The organism is Acinetobacter sp. YH12138 (assembly GCF_015218525.1).
Classification (GTDB): Bacteria; Pseudomonadota; Gammaproteobacteria; order Pseudomonadales; family Moraxellaceae; genus Acinetobacter; species Acinetobacter amyesii.
Window position 1 is genome coordinate 3,193,282 of sequence record NZ_CP048670.1, and the last position, 17,476, is coordinate 3,210,757.

At 33.4% G+C, this 17,476-nt stretch carries 15 protein-coding genes; 3 read left to right on the forward strand and 12 right to left on the reverse strand.

All coding sequences use genetic code 11. From position 1 onward, the window contains the following. Positions 1-2 precede the first annotated feature (2 nt). From G0029_RS15550 to G0029_RS15560, 3 genes are all read left to right on the forward strand, one after another. Positions 3-1,544, forward strand: coding sequence for a TnsD family Tn7-like transposition protein (locus G0029_RS15550; protein WP_180035096.1), 1,542 nt, complete (start codon positions 3-5; stop codon positions 1,542-1,544). A gap of 8 nt (positions 1,545-1,552) precedes the next feature. Then, positions 1,553-3,148 carry a Tn7-like element transposition protein TnsE gene (locus tag G0029_RS15555; RefSeq protein WP_180105748.1) on the forward strand — a complete coding sequence of 532 codons (1,596 nt, stop codon included), beginning with the start codon at positions 1,553-1,555 and terminating at the stop codon, positions 3,146-3,148. A gap of 88 nt (positions 3,149-3,236) precedes the next feature. After that, complete coding sequence (locus G0029_RS15560) at positions 3,237-4,607, forward strand: phosphomannomutase CpsG (RefSeq protein WP_180105749.1); 1,371 nt, start codon at positions 3,237-3,239, stop codon at positions 4,605-4,607. Between the two features lie 102 nt (positions 4,608-4,709). On the opposite strand, the gene G0029_RS15565 is transcribed toward G0029_RS15560, so the two are convergent. The 12 genes from G0029_RS15565 to G0029_RS15620 form a co-directional block, all read right to left on the reverse strand. Next, positions 4,710-6,167, reverse strand: a complete 1,458-nt coding sequence (locus tag G0029_RS15565) for a capsule assembly Wzi family protein (RefSeq protein ID WP_180110092.1) — start codon at positions 6,165-6,167, stop codon at positions 4,710-4,712. 182 nt (positions 6,168-6,349) lie between these two features. After that, positions 6,350-7,366, reverse strand: a complete 1,017-nt coding sequence (gene galE, locus G0029_RS15570) for a UDP-glucose 4-epimerase GalE (RefSeq protein ID WP_180110091.1) — start codon at positions 7,364-7,366, stop codon at positions 6,350-6,352. Further along, the gene (gene pgi / locus G0029_RS15575; protein WP_373685914.1) at positions 7,359-9,026 is read right to left on the reverse strand and encodes a glucose-6-phosphate isomerase; all 1,668 of its coding nucleotides are present in this window, start codon (positions 9,024-9,026) and stop codon (positions 7,359-7,361) included. Before pgi ends, galE begins: the two co-directional genes overlap by 8 nt. A 5-nt stretch (positions 9,027-9,031) precedes the next feature. Next, positions 9,032-10,285, reverse strand: coding sequence for a nucleotide sugar dehydrogenase (locus tag G0029_RS15580; RefSeq protein ID WP_180110089.1), 1,254 nt, complete (start codon positions 10,283-10,285; stop codon positions 9,032-9,034). A 13-nt stretch (positions 10,286-10,298) separates the two neighbouring features. Beyond that, complete coding sequence (gene galU, locus G0029_RS15585) at positions 10,299-11,174, reverse strand: UTP--glucose-1-phosphate uridylyltransferase GalU (protein WP_180110088.1); 876 nt, start codon at positions 11,172-11,174, stop codon at positions 10,299-10,301. A 26-nt stretch (positions 11,175-11,200) separates the two neighbouring features. Then, on the reverse strand, positions 11,201-11,788 hold the full coding sequence (locus G0029_RS15590; protein WP_218948123.1) for a sugar transferase: 588 nt from the start codon (positions 11,786-11,788) through the stop codon (positions 11,201-11,203). A gap of 53 nt (positions 11,789-11,841) precedes the next feature. Further along, a complete protein-coding gene (locus G0029_RS15595) occupies positions 11,842-12,666 on the reverse strand; it encodes a glycosyltransferase (protein WP_180110086.1) in 825 nt (274 codons plus the stop codon). Positions 12,667-12,669: 3 nt separating this feature from the next. After that, entirely contained in the window at positions 12,670-13,698 is a 1,029-nt protein-coding gene (locus G0029_RS15600; RefSeq protein WP_180110085.1) for a glycosyltransferase family 4 protein, read from the reverse strand. A 7-nt stretch (positions 13,699-13,705) separates the two neighbouring features. After that, a complete protein-coding gene (locus G0029_RS15605; RefSeq protein WP_180110084.1) occupies positions 13,706-14,689 on the reverse strand; it encodes an EpsG family protein in 984 nt (327 codons plus the stop codon). Positions 14,690-14,705: 16 nt separating this feature from the next. Next, positions 14,706-15,761, reverse strand: coding sequence for a glycosyltransferase family 4 protein (locus tag G0029_RS15610; protein WP_180110083.1), 1,056 nt, complete (start codon positions 15,759-15,761; stop codon positions 14,706-14,708). 2 nt (positions 15,762-15,763) lie between these two features. Next, the gene (locus G0029_RS15615; protein ID WP_180110082.1) at positions 15,764-16,576 is read right to left on the reverse strand and encodes a glycosyltransferase family 2 protein; all 813 of its coding nucleotides are present in this window, start codon (positions 16,574-16,576) and stop codon (positions 15,764-15,766) included. After that, positions 16,576-17,433: a glycosyltransferase family 52 gene (locus tag G0029_RS15620; RefSeq protein WP_180110081.1), complete on the reverse strand. Its 858-nt coding sequence runs from the start codon at positions 17,431-17,433 to the stop codon at positions 16,576-16,578. Before G0029_RS15620 ends, G0029_RS15615 begins: the two co-directional genes overlap by 1 nt. Between the last annotated feature and the right edge of the window lie 43 nt (positions 17,434-17,476).

The following is a 17,476-nucleotide window of genomic DNA, read 5'->3' on the forward strand; positions in this document are numbered from 1 at the left end:
TTATGATTTCAAATTTTCCAATACCATATCCAGATGAGTTAATTTACAGCGTGATTGCACGTTATGCTATTCACAATGGAATTTTAAGTCCCAAATACCTTACTGAAGAATTATTCAATAATAGAAATTTGACGCCAACTTACGATTTACCATCTCATATAGGAAAATTGGCTAGTTATTTACCCGATTGCTATGATGCACTCTATTTAATCAACCACCACACCTTATTACCAATTTATCAACCATTTCAACCTGATACAGTGATGCGTTATGCTGTACATGTATTACAGGGTGAACAGTATCAATCATTACATACCAAGTTGGGAAAAAATGCGTCACGAATCAAATCTGTAAATTTTTTTCGGTTCTGCCCTCATTGCTGGCAAGAACAGATGGAGCAATATGGTGAAGTTTACTGGAAACGCAGCTGGCAGATTACAGGATATGAATATTGCATAAAGCATGAATCTGCCCTTTTTGTCAGCTCTGTTCCTTGCAATGGGCTAGACCGAAGATTTTATAATGCTCATTTAAATGTCCTTATTGACTCCTCACAACTTTTTATTAATTCACAAGACTTAAAGCGTCATCTAGAGTTAGCAAAAATAATCGAGGATCTACTTATTCAATCTAGCCATATTGCAGTACAAGATGTTTCGATTTTATCAAATGCCTACTTCAATCTATTGAAAGACAGAGGCTTACTGTCAGGTCAAAAAAATATCAACTACGAAAAAATTCGTCACCTTGTCTTAGATTACTGGGGCGAAAGCTTTCTTAAATACTATCATTTAGATGATCTTCTTTCTGAGAACTGCTGGCTCAAAAATATGTGCAGGAAACATCGTAAAGCATTTTCTTATCTTGAGCATTGCATTGTATTAAAATCGCTGGTTCCAGAGCAAAAACCAATTGAAACATATAAGCAATATGTTAGCTTAGCATCTATAGAAAAAACAAACTTAGATCAGCAGCACGAAGCTCCCCCTGTATGGGTTAATAATAAAATAGATATGATATTATCTGAAGATCAAAAACAATGGACAAAATTAATTCAGAAAAATTCTGTTAAGCAGGCACGTCAATGTGATCCTGCACTTTACGCTCGGTTATATCGTAATCATAAGAACTGGCTATTACTGACAAATAAATCTGCTGTGGTATTACCTTCAGCCATTCCCAAGCCACGTGTAGATTGGAAAAAGCGAGATCAACAATTGATTAAACAACTCATCAAAATCCGGGATCAATTATTAGAAGATCTCGACTCTCCACAATGGACAAAAAAGTTTTTTATTAAGCAACTTGGCTCGGTAAGTATGATTGAAAAAAACTGGAGGTTTTTACCACTCACCACCGCCTTTCTAGAGCGTTACGCTGAGTCTGCAGATTGTTATCAAATACGCCGTCTTACACGAACATTTATTCGCCAATACACTGAAAATCAGTTCTATCCACCGAGTGTTTTTCTTCGACTATCCGGATTAAGCCCTGAACGATTAACGCCAGAAGCTCGTAGATTTTTTAATAGTATTTGGGGGTGAAATTAAAAATGAGTGATTGTCTGATCGAATATTTACCGAAAGATATGATTTATTATACTGCGAAAAAAATTAGTCGACATGGTCAAACTCGGTTTGATATTGATACTTGTTTATTTAACCCTCTTATTAAACGGTATATTCATCTTAAATTGCCAATTGAAAGTATTCTTCTTTATTACCATAAAACTCCAATTGCCAATCCTGATCCACAGAAATTATTTAACCACACCCTGAAATCAGTGGATTTTTCAGCGCTCAACGTTTTAGATTTATCCAAGAACAATTATCAAAAAACGCATAACGGTCAGTTATACTTTGAGTTTAATTATGATTCACCCATATTAAAGAAAAATATGACAATTCTTTTACCTAAGCTTATTCTTGCTCGGGATCTATTTTTTTCACACCCCTATCTTTTACGTGCAGCACTTTTTGCAGAAAATTATTCAACAGATATTTTAGTGGATATGAATGATGAAAATGCTATACATATTAATATTGCGCAAAACAAAAAAATTATGAGAGCTGATATCTCTGATCCTCATTTTTTAAAGAAGCTAGCTTTAATTTTATTACAGCCGGACTTAAATAAGGCCTTCCTTAGTATTTATCAAAAAACAATTGTTGATCAAAAAGGTGTTAAAAGCTTTAATTTTGATATGGAAGCTCCTAATATCAAAAATATTAACCTAACAGTAGAGGGTATTTTTAATAAAAAAACAGGTATTTACAGAATTGAGCGCATCACGTCTTTCAAAAATCTTGATACAGCTATCAACCGCCCTATTCAATTTCATTTCACTTCAAAAAAGATTATACAACAAATAAAAAATGCTCAAGGACAAAATCCCAAGCAGTCAACACCAACATGTCCACCTAGAGAAAAATTAAATCAAAAAGCTGATGCAGATATCGATAAACTAATAGCCAAACTAAGAAACCTCCCAGGAAAAATTTATACGATAGAAGAATTAAAAATTTCTTTAGAGACGCCCCCTTCCGAAACTACCATACGGCAAAGACGAAAGCAGATGGATAAAGACCAAAATCAAGAAGAAGGATTTGCTGGCGGAGAAGGAGATATAGAGGGTACTCTGCCTGGAGTTACAACAGAATCAGATATTCAACTAGAGCGAGTCACTCATAAAGACTTGATTAAGGTATTGGACAAAATTGAACAAAAAGGATATGAAATCAAAGAAATTAAGAATTCACCGTTTAAAAAATATAAACGTTTCCGAGGCCACAAGTTTTCTAACGCCAATCAACTACGATACTTTTATGTCTATAGAATTATAAACACAAAAAATGATGAACAATTCTATCTATGTGAAATTGATACATCAGATGGAAAAAAGAACATCTCTACACTATTACTCCGATATGAAGAAAAAACTCAATTATTAATTGAGATAGATTTCGAAAAATTAAACAATTCAATACTTTCTCAATCACTCAGTTGGCCTAAAAAGTTTATATCTGAAGTAAGAGGTATTACCGCCTTTACTACAATTAATCATCCTTCAAAAAAGGAACAACTAGACGATGTAAATTATTATGTTGACTGGGCTCAACGAATCTTAGCAAAGGTAAAATCAATATAAAGGTTAAACAGTATCTTGGCATATAGGAGCGATTTTCCTTCTATAATCATACCTTCCTTACTTCGCAGGAATTATTTCGAGAATTTAGATGACACAACTTACTTGTTTTAAAGCCTATGACATTCGCGGCAAACTCGGTACAGAACTCAATGAAGAGATTGCTTATAAAATCGGTCGCGCTTATGGGCAAATTTATCAACCTAAAAAAATTGTGGTTGGCTGCGACATCCGCCTAAGCAGTGAAGCTTTAAAGCAAGCCACCATCAAAGGTCTGAATGATGCGGGTGTTGATGTTTTAGATTTAGGTATGACTGGGACTGAAGAAGTCTATTTCGGCGCTTTTCATCTTGATGTACAAGGTGGCATCGAAATTACCGCAAGTCATAATCCAATGGACTATAACGGCATGAAATTGGTCCGCGAAAATGCACGCCCCATTGGAGCAGATTCAGGTCTAAAAGAAATTCGCTTACTGGCTGAATCAGGCAACTTTAATGCAATTACAGCCAAAGGCTTAACTGAAAAGTACAATATTCTGCCTGAATATATTGATCATTTAATGTCTTATATTAATCCTGCTAAAATTCGCCCACTCAAATTAGTCATGAATGCGGGCAACGGCGCTGCTGGTCATGTGGTTGATGCCATTGAAGCAAAGTTCAAACAACTTAACCTCCCAGTAGAATTGATTAAAATTCATAATGATGCTGATGGTACTTTCCCGAATGGTATTCCCAACCCTATTCTTGTTGAAAACCGTGACAGCACCCGTAATGCGGTGATTGAACATCATGCAGATATGGGTATCGCTTGGGATGGCGACTTTGACCGCTGCTTCTTATTTGATGAGAAAGGCCAATTCATTGAAGGCTATTATATTGTCGGTCTATTGGCACAAGCATTCTTACTGAAACAATCTGGTGAGAAAATTGTGCATGACCCTCGTCTGGTTTGGAATACCTTTGATGTCATTGAACAGTACCAAGGTGAAGCGATTCAGTCTAAATCAGGGCATTCATACATTAAAGAAAAAATGCGTGAGCACAATGCAGTGTATGGCGGTGAAATGTCAGCACATCATTACTTCCGTGATTTCTCTTATTGTGATAGCGGTATGATTCCTTGGTTATTGGCAATTTCTGTACTCTCAGAAACCCAGCAAACATTGTCTTCACTGGTTGAAGAAATGATTGAAGAGTTCCCTTGTTCGGGTGAAATCAATTTTAAAGTTGCGGATACTCAAGCCACTATTCAAAAGATTTTTGATCACTTTGCCGATCAAAATCCTGCGATTGATGAAACGGATGGTGTCAGTCTAAATTTTGGTGCATGGCGCTTCAATGTTCGAGCATCAAATACAGAGCCATTATTGCGCTTAAATATTGAGAGTCGAAAAGATCAAAATCCAAAACCAATGCAAGATTATGTCGATGAATTAACACAGTTGATTCAAGGGTAAATTTTTCTGCATGCTAATAAAAAACCATTCAACTTATTCAATAAGTTGAATGGTTTATTTTTAGCTTAACTCAAAAGAAATTCTATCCAAGCTGACGACTGATTAAAATAGTGAACGATCCAATGGAATTTCGACCCCGATAGACACTCCCGCATCTTGACCATAGACATCAGAATCACTCACCCATCCATTCAGCTTCAATGGCGCATTTGGTTTTAAGTAATGTGTCCAAGTAAGATCTAAAGCTTTAATTTCATCTTTTTGCGCAAATGCATGATTAGTCATTGAATTTGACTGATTCACTTTGGCCATCACTACTCGTCCATTTAAGCGATTCATAACATCAAAGCGAATATCTCCACCAAGACTTAGCATTTGACCATCCCCGCCCATGGCATGCCCTAACGGGAAGCCGTGTTGGTAATAGCCATCTGTATATATATGATGATCGTAAGAAATACCAAGTGCATCACCATTGGTTCGTGTATCTGCCCACTCTGCATAAATTTGATAAGGCATGCTATTCAGTTGAGAGGAATAATCAACTCCAGCCAAATACATTTTCTTAGAAGGTAGAAGTCCTGCCTCATCCTCACCCACATATTGAGCATACATACTCATGGGGATGCCTGTAAAATGATTCAGATTCAAGCGCGCATCAAAACCTGCTATTTGATTCGATGCATTGTCTTCACCAACACATACACCATCATTACATCCATTATCTTTCCCAACAAAAGCATTCCAATATGCTTTTAAGCTACCTGGTTGCCCTTGACCATCAATTTGAAAAGTTCTTGAGGCACCGAGCTCAAGATAAGGCAATGGCTGTGCAGTTAAGCGTAGGCCTAATAAATTCGTATCAGGAACGGCTTTATAATCATCTAATCGGCCAGCAAAAGCTTGATATTGCCAAGGACCAATCCATGACAGCCACTTTGTTTCAAAGGCCTGTTGTTCAGCACGCTGCATGGTCAAACCATAAACAGGGCGACTCGCATCACCACGAATTAAGCTACCCTCATGTCCAGGTCCCCAATAGGTTGGGATTTGTCCCGCAATCAACCATTGATTCCACAATTTTCCTGCAATATAAGAACCTTCTAAATTGACATCATGTCCATGGTCAATGATTGGATCTTTTTCAGCATTGACTCGCAGTCTTGCATCCCACTGCTTTCCACCTGCATTCAATTCAAGTGCGGCTTGATATTGCGATTTTTGCTCATCTGCAAATTTTTGTGGAATGTTTTGTGGATCTGTTTCAGCAAATAAAGCCAGCTTAATTGGAGTATTTTCTGCATCTAAACTTGCTTTAACCGAATTGATAACTTTCTGCTGAGCATTATTTTCAATTTTGGCAGTAGATAATGCACGCTGAATTTCTTCACCACTCAATGGCCAAGTCGAAGTGCTGATTTGGATCACACCTTGCTGATTCAGCCAATTTAGATCTGTACGTAGATCATTATTATTCAAAATGATCCCTTGAGCGTAAACCGGCAGAGCTAGAGAAGAAAAAATGGCAAATGATAAAACCCTAAGAGATTGATATTTCATATATTATTTCAGTTAATTTATCTTTCACATATGATAACGATTTTTTTCAAACAAAAGATAAGATCTATCATCATTTTTGCACAATCAATACATGATTCAATACTTAAGTTAAATAGTTAGAAGTATGACAAATACAAAATTTGCCATACTGTCTTTAATGAATTTACAACTAAATTTAAATCTTAGTTGTATCCATTTGGATTTTGCTTTTGCCAGTTCCAGCTATCCTTCAACATATCTTCTAAACCATATTGAGGCTGCCAATCTAACTCTGCGACAGCACGGGCATTATCAGCAAATGAAGTTGCAACATCACCTTCTCGACGAGGTACATATTCAAAGGGTATCTCAACACCATTTACCCTCTCAAAAGTATCTCGAATTTGTTTTACTGAAATCCCATTGCCTGTACCAATATTCCAAGCGCGGCATCCTTTCGTTTTTAAACGATGATTCAATGCGCATAAATGTGCATTGGCCAAATCGACCACGTGAATATAATCACGCACACCTGTACCATCTACCGTGTCATAATCATTGCCAAAAATTGACAACTTATCACGACGGCCGACTGCAACCTGTGTGACATAAGGCATCAAATTATTTGGAATTCCTTGTGGGTCTTCACCCATTTGGCCACTTTTATGTGCGCCTACAGGGTTAAAATAACGCAGCAATGCAATTGACCAGCGCTCATCTGCAGCCGATAATTTCTCTAGTAATTGCTCAACAATCAGTTTGGTATAGCCATAGTTATTGCTTGGCATACCAGTAGGCATAGTTTCATTTAAAGGCGAAATATTGGCTTCATCGTAAACGGTAGCAGATGAACTAAACACTAACTTAAATACTTGAGCACGTTCCATTGCTTTAACTAAGCTTATTGAACCCGAGATATTATTTTCAAAATATTTTAGCGGCTCTTTTTGGCTTTCACCCACAGCTTTTAAACCTGCAAAGTGAATCACTGCATCAATAGAGTGATGCTGAAAAATTTGATCTAAAATTTGCTGATCGAGAATATCACCTTCAACAAAATCTAATGTTTTAGCTGCCAACGCTTGAACACGTGCTAAGGATTCGACAGAACTGTTGGACAAATTATCCAGTACAACAACGTCATGCCCTGCGCTCAAAAGTTGAATACAAGTATGTGAACCAATATAACCTGCACCACCTGTTACTAAAATTTTAGCCATTATTCTTTCCTAATAGTATCTGCAATAAACCTTGTGTTGAGGCGTCTAGCGCAGAAAGATCATTCTGTTCCCCATTCAAAATAGGCAGTAACTGATTGGCAATTTCCTTACCTTTTTCTACACCCCATTGATCAAACGGGTTAATGTTCCAAAGCACCGACTGTACAAAAACTTTATGTTCATACATTGCAATCAACATGCCCAAACTATATGGATTTAGCTCTTGCAATAAAATGGTTGAACTTGGTTGATTGCCTTCATATTGTTTATATTCCGGCAAATCTTGTACTTCTTGTTGATTTAAAGCTTGATTACCAAATGCCAGTAAGCGCGATTGAGCCAAACAATTGGATAAGGCCAAATGATGCTGTTCCACCAGCGCCTCTGCATTATCGACATAGGTAAATTGTTGTGCCTGATAGCGCTGCACTGGCGCAATAAAATCACAACTCACTGCTTGACTACCTTGATGCAGCAATTGATAAAAAGCATGCTGCGCATTTGGTCCCACTTCCCCCCATATAATCGGACAAGTGTCTAGATCTACTTTTTTCCCATCGCGTTGAATCGATTTACCATTCGATTCCATTTCTAACTGCTGCAAATAAGAGGCGAAATATTTCAAACGCCCATCATAGGGCAGTACTGCATGAGTATGAATATCAAGGAAATTATTATTCCACGCACCCAATAAGCCCATTAATACAGGAAGATTTTGTTCGAAAGGTGCCGTCTGAAAATGCTGGTCTACCGCATATGCGCCAGCTAACAGTTGTTTAAAGCCATCAACTCCAATCGTCAGTGCAATCGGTAAACCAATACATGACCAAAGTGAATAGCGACCGCCAACCCAATCCCAGAGCAAAAATTGGTTTTCGGCTGCAATACCCCATTCTGTCATTTTATCTGCTTTGGTAGATACGCCAACAAAATGATGCTTTAAAATTTGTGATTCTTGCCCAAGTGCTTTTTCAAGCCATAAACGCACTGTTTGCGCATTAGATAAGGTATCAATGGTCCCGAACGATTTTGAAGAAATAATAAATAGCGTGGTTTCGGGGCGAAGTTGATGCAATAAATCTGAAAGCTGGCTACCATCTATCGTCGACACAAAATGCACATTGAGTGGCTTATGTGTGGATTTTTTGAAATCAGATAAGGCATGACTCACCATCAGTGGTCCTAAGTCTGACCCTCCGACCCCAATATTCACCACGTCTTGAATGACTTCACCCGTTACGCCGCGGCACTGGCCAGCATGAATTTTTTCTACCAAAGCATACATACGCTCAAGTTGTGTATGCACTTGTTCTGCTAATTCAGGATGAGACTGATCATCTTTAGGTAACCGTAGCGCCCAATGCATGGCTGCACGCTGTTCGGTATAGTTAATTTGTTCAGTAGAAAATAAACGTTTCATCCACGACGTTAAATCTTGTGTCTGTGCCCACTGGACTAGATTTTTGACAACGGGCTGATTGACTCTATGTTTACTAAAATCAAAAACCACCGGCTCTAAAGTCACAGAGAATTTTTCGAATCGCTGAGGGTCTTCAGCAAAGAGTTCTGTTAAATGCTTATTTTCAAATTCAGTTTTCAAACTATGAAGACTGCCTAAAACTGAATCTAAATGTTCGACCGTATAGGGTTGAGTTTTCATAGCCATTAACGTCCTACCCCCATATATGCAAAACCTTGAGACTTCACATATGCTGGATCATAAATATTGCGCCCATCCAAAATAAGCGGATGCTGCATGGTTTTAAGCAATTCGGTATAATTTGGACTCCAATATTGTTTCCATGCGGTCAATAAACACAAAGCATGTGCATCTTGCACTGCCTCATATTGCTCTGTGCAATATATAAGATCAGGTCGCTCACCATATATTTTTTTAATTTCTTCCAAGGCTTGAGGGTCGTGTAATTTAACTTTTACACCTTGAGCCCATAGTGCTGCCAACATGGCATGAATAGGAGATTGTCGCGTACTGGAGGTTTTTTCTTTAAATGCAGCGCCCCATATTGCAACAGTTTTCCCTTTTAAATCACCATGATAATAATTCCATAATTTGCGAAATAAAACTTCTTTTTGCTGCTCATTAATTTCCCACACTTGAGCTAGTAATTGGCTATTTGCGCCCACACCTGACACCGTATGCGTTAGGGTCTGAATATCATGTGAAAAGTTTTCTCCACCAAAGCCTGCACCCGGATAGAGATAAGATCCTCCAATACGATTATCCGCAGCCATCCCCTGACGAACTGACTCAATATCAATGCCTAATTTCTCAGCAACCATTGCCAAGTCATTGATATAACTAATTCGTGTCGCCAACATGCCAGAGATACTCAACTTGGTAAATTCAGCATCTAAAATGGGCATAAAAAGATACTGCTGCTGACGTGGGAATAAAGGGCGTAAGAGTTCCTTAATTTTAACTTGAGCAACATCCGATGCAGCCCCAACAATCAACTGCTTGGCTTGGGCAAAGCTTTGTAACGCGTTTCCTTCCTGAATCATGTCGGGTAAATAGACCCACTCATCTTCATGCAAAATTTTTGCAAATTTTTCTGTCCCATGTAGTCCTAACGTGGACGCATTGATCATCAGTTTAGGGTGAATAATGGGACGTTGTTTGATGTTTTGAAGAATTTCAATACATTGCTTTTCTTCGGCAGGGTTAAAACTGAAGAAATAGGTATCTATATCTAATGGAAGATCATGAAAATTGCAGTATGTTAAGAAACTGCTTTGCTGTTTATTGAGTAGGTTTTTGACCGCTTCATCTTGCATATATACCTGTTCACTATCAGGTTTTTTGAGCAACTTACACCAAAAAACCTGATGTCCACATTCTGCCAGCAAAGCGGCGAACACGCCCGAAAAAAGCGTCTGACCAAAGACTGCAACTTTCATCAAAATTCCTCAATTACAATTTGAGTTCTTGAATAAGAGTTTTAAACTCTTCACCCAATTTGGGATGGTCTACTCCATAATGAAGTACAGCTTTTAAATAACCCAACTTGCTACCACAGTCAAACGTTTGACCTTTCATACGATACGCTTCAACTGTATCGGTTTGTTGTAGCATGGCAATCGCATCGGTCAGTTGGATTTCATTGCCTGCACCTTTCGGAGTTTGCTCTAAAAGTTGCATAATTTTGGCAGGTAAAATATAACGACCAACGACTGATAAATTTGACGGTGCTGAACCGACTGCAGGTTTTTCGACAATACCTTGCATGACGATGCTATGCCCTTCTGCAGGTGTGGATGCAACATCGACAATGCCATATTGATCGACCAAATGATCAGGTACAGCTTCGACCATAATCTGTGATGCATTGGTTTCATCAAAACGTTGAATCATGAGACTTAGATCATTATTTTCAGATGGATCTTTGACTAAAACATCTGGTAATAGCACAGCAAAATCATCATCACCTACTACAGCTTTTGCACACAGTACAGCATGGCCTAAACCAAGTGGTTGTGGTTGACGCACACTGATTACACTCACATGGGGAGGTAAAATCTCGGTAATTTCTTTGAGTAAATCAAATTTCTTTTTATGTTCTAGAGTGGTTTCCAGCTCAAAGTTACGATCAAAATAGTTTTCAATGGATGCTTTTGAGGAATGGGTAACAAGAATAATCTGTTCAATGCCAGCAGCAACTGCTTCTTTAACTACATATTCAATCGCTGGACGGTCAACCACTGTGACCATTTCTTTGGGAATGGATTTACTTGCAGGTAAAAAACGTGTACCTAAACCTGCGACAGGGAGAATGGCTTTTTTGATCATGAGATAGACTACTAATAGATTAAATATTACTTAGAACTAGTTTTAACACTAGAAGATTCTTTACTTGAAAACCGAGCAGCACCGACCTCTTGATCTGGTGCATTTATACCCTCTTTAGTGAGCATAACCTTCACGGTTTTAAACATAATTTTAAAATCTAACCAAATAGATTTAGTTTCTACGTATTGCACATCTAGTTCAAACTTTTCTTCCCACGACAAATTGTTGCGACCACTGACTTGTGCGAGTCCTGTCATACCCGGCTTAACCTCATGACGACGCATTTGGTGCGGAGTATAATGCTCTAAGAAATCTTTCATTTGAGGACGTGGACCCACAATACTCATATCGCCTTTTAATACATTTATAAGCTGTGGCATTTCATCTAGCGTGGTAGAACGAAGTTTATGACCGAAGGGTGTTATTCTTTTTTCATCGGGTAAAGGATTCCCTGCTTTATCAAAGGCATCCTTCATAGAACGAAACTTGATCATTTTAAAAATTTTGGCATCTTTACCAGGACGTTCTTGATAAAAAAAGATGGGCGAACCAAGATTTTTTCTAACTTTTAAAGCCACCAAAATAAAGATAGGCGATAAAATGATTAAGGCCATTAAAGAAATAATTATATCAATTAGTCGTTTCACTGCTCTTTACCATTTTTAAATCAATTTTTTTTTCGTAAGAACGAATTATAAAATTTCTCTAATACTGTAGTCGGCATTAGTCTAAATACTGATCTTACTAGAAACATCATATTAGCATATAAAGGATTTTGTAACTTGAGTTCATTTTTTAAATCAAGAAGCTGTTTTTCACTTTTAATATATTGTAGACCTTTACGTCGTGCATGCATACCATTTCCAACACGTGCGTATAATAGTATATCAGGATGGTTTCCAACCTTATAACCAGCAGCAATAACGCGAAGCCATAAGTTGTAATCTTCCATATATAAGTGGTGTTTATATCCACCTACAGATTCAATCACAGATTTCCTATAAGCTACGGTCATATGATTAAAAGGACTGCGTTTTTGAGCATATTTTAAAATGGTATCATGATGAATTGGTACTGTTTTAATAACTGAAGAATCAGAAGGAATTTCATTAAACTCTAAAATTTGTCCACTAAATAGAACAACATCAGGATTATTTATAATGTATTTTATTTGCTTGCTAAATCTATCTGGTTTGCATATATCATCTGTATCCATGCGAAAAACCCATTCGCTAGTGCAATGTTTTAAACCTTCATTTAAAGCTTTACCTAAGCCTACATTTTTTTTAAGCCTTACTATTTTCAATATGCCTCCTATCTCTTTTTTCCATTTATATAGTAAATTTTCTAATTCATTATTAAGTGGTCCATCACAAACTAAAACTATTTCATAAGGTTTGATACTTTGATTCAACCATATACTTTGAAAGCATTGGTTTAAAAATGTAGGATTTTCTTTAATATATAAAGAAAGTAAAATAGAAAAATTCATAAATTAATCCTTATAAATTTTAATATATTTTTCAGCCATGTATTGGGCAGATAAACTATTAAATTGTAAGTCACTATTTAATATATTAGAATTAAATTCAAATCTTCCGATTAAGCATGACCTATTATTATTATTTTCAATAAATTCTAAATGAGGTTCGATTTCAGAAAGTATAGCATAACAACCACAGGAAACAGCTTCTATAATACTCATAGGATATCCTTCTGCTGAAGAGTTTGATATTACAAAGTCAGATATTTGATAATAATTTTGTGGATTATCTACTGATCCTAAAAAAATATTTTTATTCTTAATAGATTTTTTTTTACATAAATCCATTTCATCTCCGTCACCTAATATTAATAAAATATCATTAGATAAAGAAGTTTTATTAAAAAATTCTATAAGTTCAGGAACCCTTTTTCTCTTTATTAACTTTCCAGAATAAACGAAAATTCTTGAATCCAAAGAAAAACCCATGTTTTTCTTTATAATTTTTTTTCTCCCCTTAGACAAAGGATAAAAAACTTCATGATCAACACCATTATTAATATATGTTATAGATTTTCTAAACAAAAATCTCTTGATGTAATTATCAATTGATTTAGAACACCCTACAATATGATCAAAATTCGAATTATACAAACAAAAAAAGTGCGCTATAGACCCTAAAAAACCTTTTATTAGGCCATATTGAGCCATATAATCTTTGAAAAACATACAATGAATTGTTGTTATTTTTTTCCCCTTAAACATTAAATTTTTTACAAAAAAATCAGGGTAATAACCATGAGAATGAACCACATCTAAATCAGAAAAAATATTGATATAATCATCAGACTTATTTAAAACAAAAAATCCAAGTGAAAATATTTTTTTATGTTGTAATAAAAAATTTTCATCTAAGTTACTATCCCTTAGGCAAATTAGTTTTATTTGATGATTATTTTTTTTTAAATATTTGGATAGGCTCAAAACTACATTGACTGGACCACAATTATAAAACTCTGGGACAACAAATCCAATGTTCATAAAAATCTCAAATAAATGAAAGAATGTTAAAATCAATAAATATACTATATACTACCCAAATACTAAAGAATAAAGTATAAAGTATACTCTTTGTTTGATACATTGATATAATTATAAAAGGGAAAAAAAATGAAAAATAACGACCAGGATATGTTCCATCAAAAAAATAACTAAAAACAACTACAGCAAATACAAAAATCGCAATAATTTGATACAAACTTAACTCTATCCTTTTTTTCAAAAGAAGAGTAATCAACAAAAAAAGAATAAATGAAAAATATATTGTAGTAAGTAAGCTAAAATTATTATTAAAATTTTTATAGTAATCACCTCGATTACTACCAAAATAAGAAAGAAAATTAGATAAAAAACTACTATTCATTACAACAAAAATTAAAGCAAAAATTACTGAAAAGAATATTTTAAAATATTCTTTAATTTTTATAATAGAAATTAAATAAAGTAAATATACAGCAAGCATAAACATTAACATAGAGGCATGTATTGAACTAAGTATAATACTAACAACAACCTTAAAAACTTTGTTACTAGATGTAAAAACAAACCATAGAAGAAAGAAAATAGATGCAGCTAGAGCTAATCTAACTTGATTAGTAAAAAATAATAAAAATATAGGAGTAAAAAAATAATATATATATCTATAACTTACATATTTAAAAACAAATAAAGATAGGAAATAAAAGTTTAAAAAGGGAATTAACCATAAAAAAATAAAATTAGGAGAGAAAAAAACTGATAGAATTTCTTGAATCTTTAACCACAACCATTCATTAAAAATATAATCTGATAATGAGTTGTAGTTCCACTTAAGTTGAAAATATAAATCTCCATTTTCTAAAGATTCAATATAACGAAAAGTATCTAAATTTTCGTAACCGTCATTAAACGAAGCCCAGGGAATAGCTAAGACAAGCAAAGAAAAAAATAGTATAGAGATAAAATCAAATAAATTTTTTTTTTTGATTTTCATAACACAGCCATAAAAATTACAATATTTTCATCCATTCGCTAAGTATAGCAGAATTATCAAACCTTTTAATATTTTTATATGATTTTTCCACCATGTCCTGATAAAGGATCTCATTATTCATTAGATACTGTAATTTATCACAAAAATTATCTATATCATTAATTTCTATTAAAAAACCATTACTTCCATTAATAATTATTTCATCGGGTCCAGTATTACAATCAAAAGCTACAATAGGTAAACCATATGACTGAGCCTCCAATAATACCATAGGCAATCCCTCAAAACGTGAAGTCATACAATAGATAGAAGCTTCCTTATAAAAAAAATCAATAGTTTTAGTTGCATTTACTAATTCAACATTATTTAATCCTAATTCATTAATTTTTTTGTTTAAAAAATCATACTCTTCATCGCAACCAATTATTTTTAATTTCCACTCTATATTTGATTTGTATATTTTACTCCAAATATTCAATAATAAATCATAACCTTTCACATAAGCTGGACGACCTATTGATAAGATAATTTTTTCCCTTTTTGAAAAATTATTTTTTGAATTAATAGAGTTAGGAATATTAATAATTTCAGAATTAATTTTTAAATTTTTCTTCCATAATTTTTTATCTTTATTAGTTAGAACAACAATATAATCACAATATTTTGCAGCAAACCATCTTCCAATTCTTCTAAATTTAACACCTAAATCAATATTAAAATTAAAATGCTCCCAACTAATATGCTTAATATTTAAACCTATTTTTGAAAATATGCTAAAAAAAGTTAAAATACTGTCAACATCAATTAATATATCAATTTCATTATTTTTTAGAAAATTTCTTAATTCCAAAATAATTTTAAAAAAATTTTTACGAGTAGAATTATTTTTTAAATTCAAACTATATATTTTTATATTTTTATCAATTTCAAAAAATGCATTAGGACTCCCAATTAAATTAAAGAAAAAAACCTCATAACCATTTTTGACTAAATGATTACCTAAATTAATAGATGATTTTTCTGTCCCCCCAGAATTTTCAATTTTGCTTACAAAAAAGCATACTTTTTTCAAGATTAGCTCCTAAAAATTAAATATATTTTGATAAATGAATATTTTAATAAATTTTTAAAATACAAATCAGGGCGTAAAAAAAAATTTTTCCAGGTTAATGTTGATATAACCGACTTACTAGAAATAAGATGCCCTTTTGCGTGTTTCAAATAATTAGATTTACTTAATCTATTTTGATTTTCATCATCAAAATAGAAACCTAAAATCTCATTAATATATAGAAATTTATATTTGTTTTTAGTAACTTCTATATAAAACCAATTTTCAGGTATAAATTTTATTTCACCTGAGATTGGGTATTTAAATTTTAATAATATATCCTTTTTAAATATATCAATTCTTTCAGCCTGAAAATCTTTTTTTAATAGTTCATCAAAATAACTAAAAATACCTATATTTTTAGTTAAAGAAATTCCATCTACTTTCTGAGTTACAGAATTGATACTATTGCAACGTATACCAATTAAAAATTCATCTTTCTCTAATAAATCAGAATATTTATGCAATATATTATAAAGATTCGAGCTTCCATAAAGAATATCATCTGAATCCACACCACAAAATAACTTACCTTGAGAAAGATCTAGAGCTTTATTCCAACATGCTTGTTTACCCAAATTATTTTGTTTATGATACTTTATATCTAAAATATTTTCTCCAATAAAATCATTAATTAAGCTTTCTGTTTGATCATCAGAACCATCATCTATAATAAGCCATTCAAAGTCTTTAAATTTTTGTGATTTAAGACTTTTATAAAGCCTTTTTAATGTCATTTCGCGGTTATATGTTGGTGTAAAAATTGTTAATTTCATTATACATCCAGTATTTTCATTTTATTTTGTGCCAAGAAATCATATATTTTATCATAATCCCCAAAAACACTACTACTTTTCACAAAAATTATTTCGATATTATCACATCCAATTAAATTAAGGCAAGCTGTACTAAAAAAACTATATAAAACAATTTTTGTATTAGATTTTTTGATATAATTAATAATAAATTCTTCAAATATTAAATCTGAATTCATGTAATTAACGTTTTTATATGTATTTATTTCTCTAGGGTGCTTATAATAGTAATCTATTTTCAAATCATATAAAATTTTGCACATAGAACTTTCTTCAATAGAAATGGGTTGGCCTAAAAAAAACTTTGTAACTTTTTCACTTGAAATTAATTCTTTTTTACTAAAGTTAAAAACATCTAAAAATTGAGTATTTTTTACAATATTTCTAAATTTTTCATAAATAGTGTAATGTTTAATTGTTTTTTTCTTAAGATCATTCATGGTTAAATTATTATGAAAAATAAAGTTCAATAGTTTACGTTTGTATCCATATTTATTTTCTTCCTTGTAATAATAAGATTCGGGGAAAATATTTGCAAATCCATCATCAAATGTATAAATTTCATTTATTTTTTTTTTCGATATAAATGATTGAAAAAATAATGAATCCATACTTGCCAAATATCCCACACAACCAACTAATTCTTTGCTATTGTTTAAAAAAAAATAGTATTTCAAGTAAGTAAAATAAGTATTTATTTTACTTACTGAACCAGTATTAAAAAAATAACATCTGTATTTTTTTGAACGCAATGCATTAATATAAAAATTAAATTTATTATTATCATGACCCGTTATAACAAAAATTGGATTTTCCAATTTATTCACCTCAATAATCTTTAGTGCTATAACTATTTGTAAT

Coding starts and splice junctions, on each gene's coding strand:
- G0029_RS15550 (WP_180035096.1), top strand. CDS start 3: ATGATTTCAAATTTTCCAATACCATATCCAGATGAGTTAATTTACAGC.
- G0029_RS15555 (WP_180105748.1), top strand. CDS start 1,553: ATGAGTGATTGTCTGATCGAATATTTACCGAAAGATATGATTTATTAT.
- G0029_RS15560 (WP_180105749.1), top strand. CDS start 3,237: ATGACACAACTTACTTGTTTTAAAGCCTATGACATTCGCGGCAAACTC.
- G0029_RS15565 (WP_180110092.1), bottom strand. CDS start 6,167: ATGAAATATCAATCTCTTAGGGTTTTATCATTTGCCATTTTTTCTTCT.
- galE (WP_180110091.1), bottom strand. CDS start 7,366: ATGGCTAAAATTTTAGTAACAGGTGGTGCAGGTTATATTGGTTCACAT.
- pgi (WP_373685914.1), bottom strand. CDS start 9,026: ATGAAAACTCAACCCTATACGGTCGAACATTTAGATTCAGTTTTAGGC.
- G0029_RS15580 (WP_180110089.1), bottom strand. CDS start 10,285: ATGAAAGTTGCAGTCTTTGGTCAGACGCTTTTTTCGGGCGTGTTCGCC.
- galU (WP_180110088.1), bottom strand. CDS start 11,174: ATGATCAAAAAAGCCATTCTCCCTGTCGCAGGTTTAGGTACACGTTTT.
- G0029_RS15590 (WP_218948123.1), bottom strand. CDS start 11,788: ATGGCCTTAATCATTTTATCGCCTATCTTTATTTTGGTGGCTTTAAAA.
- G0029_RS15595 (WP_180110086.1), bottom strand. CDS start 12,666: ATGAATTTTTCTATTTTACTTTCTTTATATATTAAAGAAAATCCTACA.
- G0029_RS15600 (WP_180110085.1), bottom strand. CDS start 13,698: ATGAACATTGGATTTGTTGTCCCAGAGTTTTATAATTGTGGTCCAGTC.
- G0029_RS15605 (WP_180110084.1), bottom strand. CDS start 14,689: ATGAAAATCAAAAAAAAAAATTTATTTGATTTTATCTCTATACTATTT.
- G0029_RS15615 (WP_180110082.1), bottom strand. CDS start 16,576: ATGAAATTAACAATTTTTACACCAACATATAACCGCGAAATGACATTA.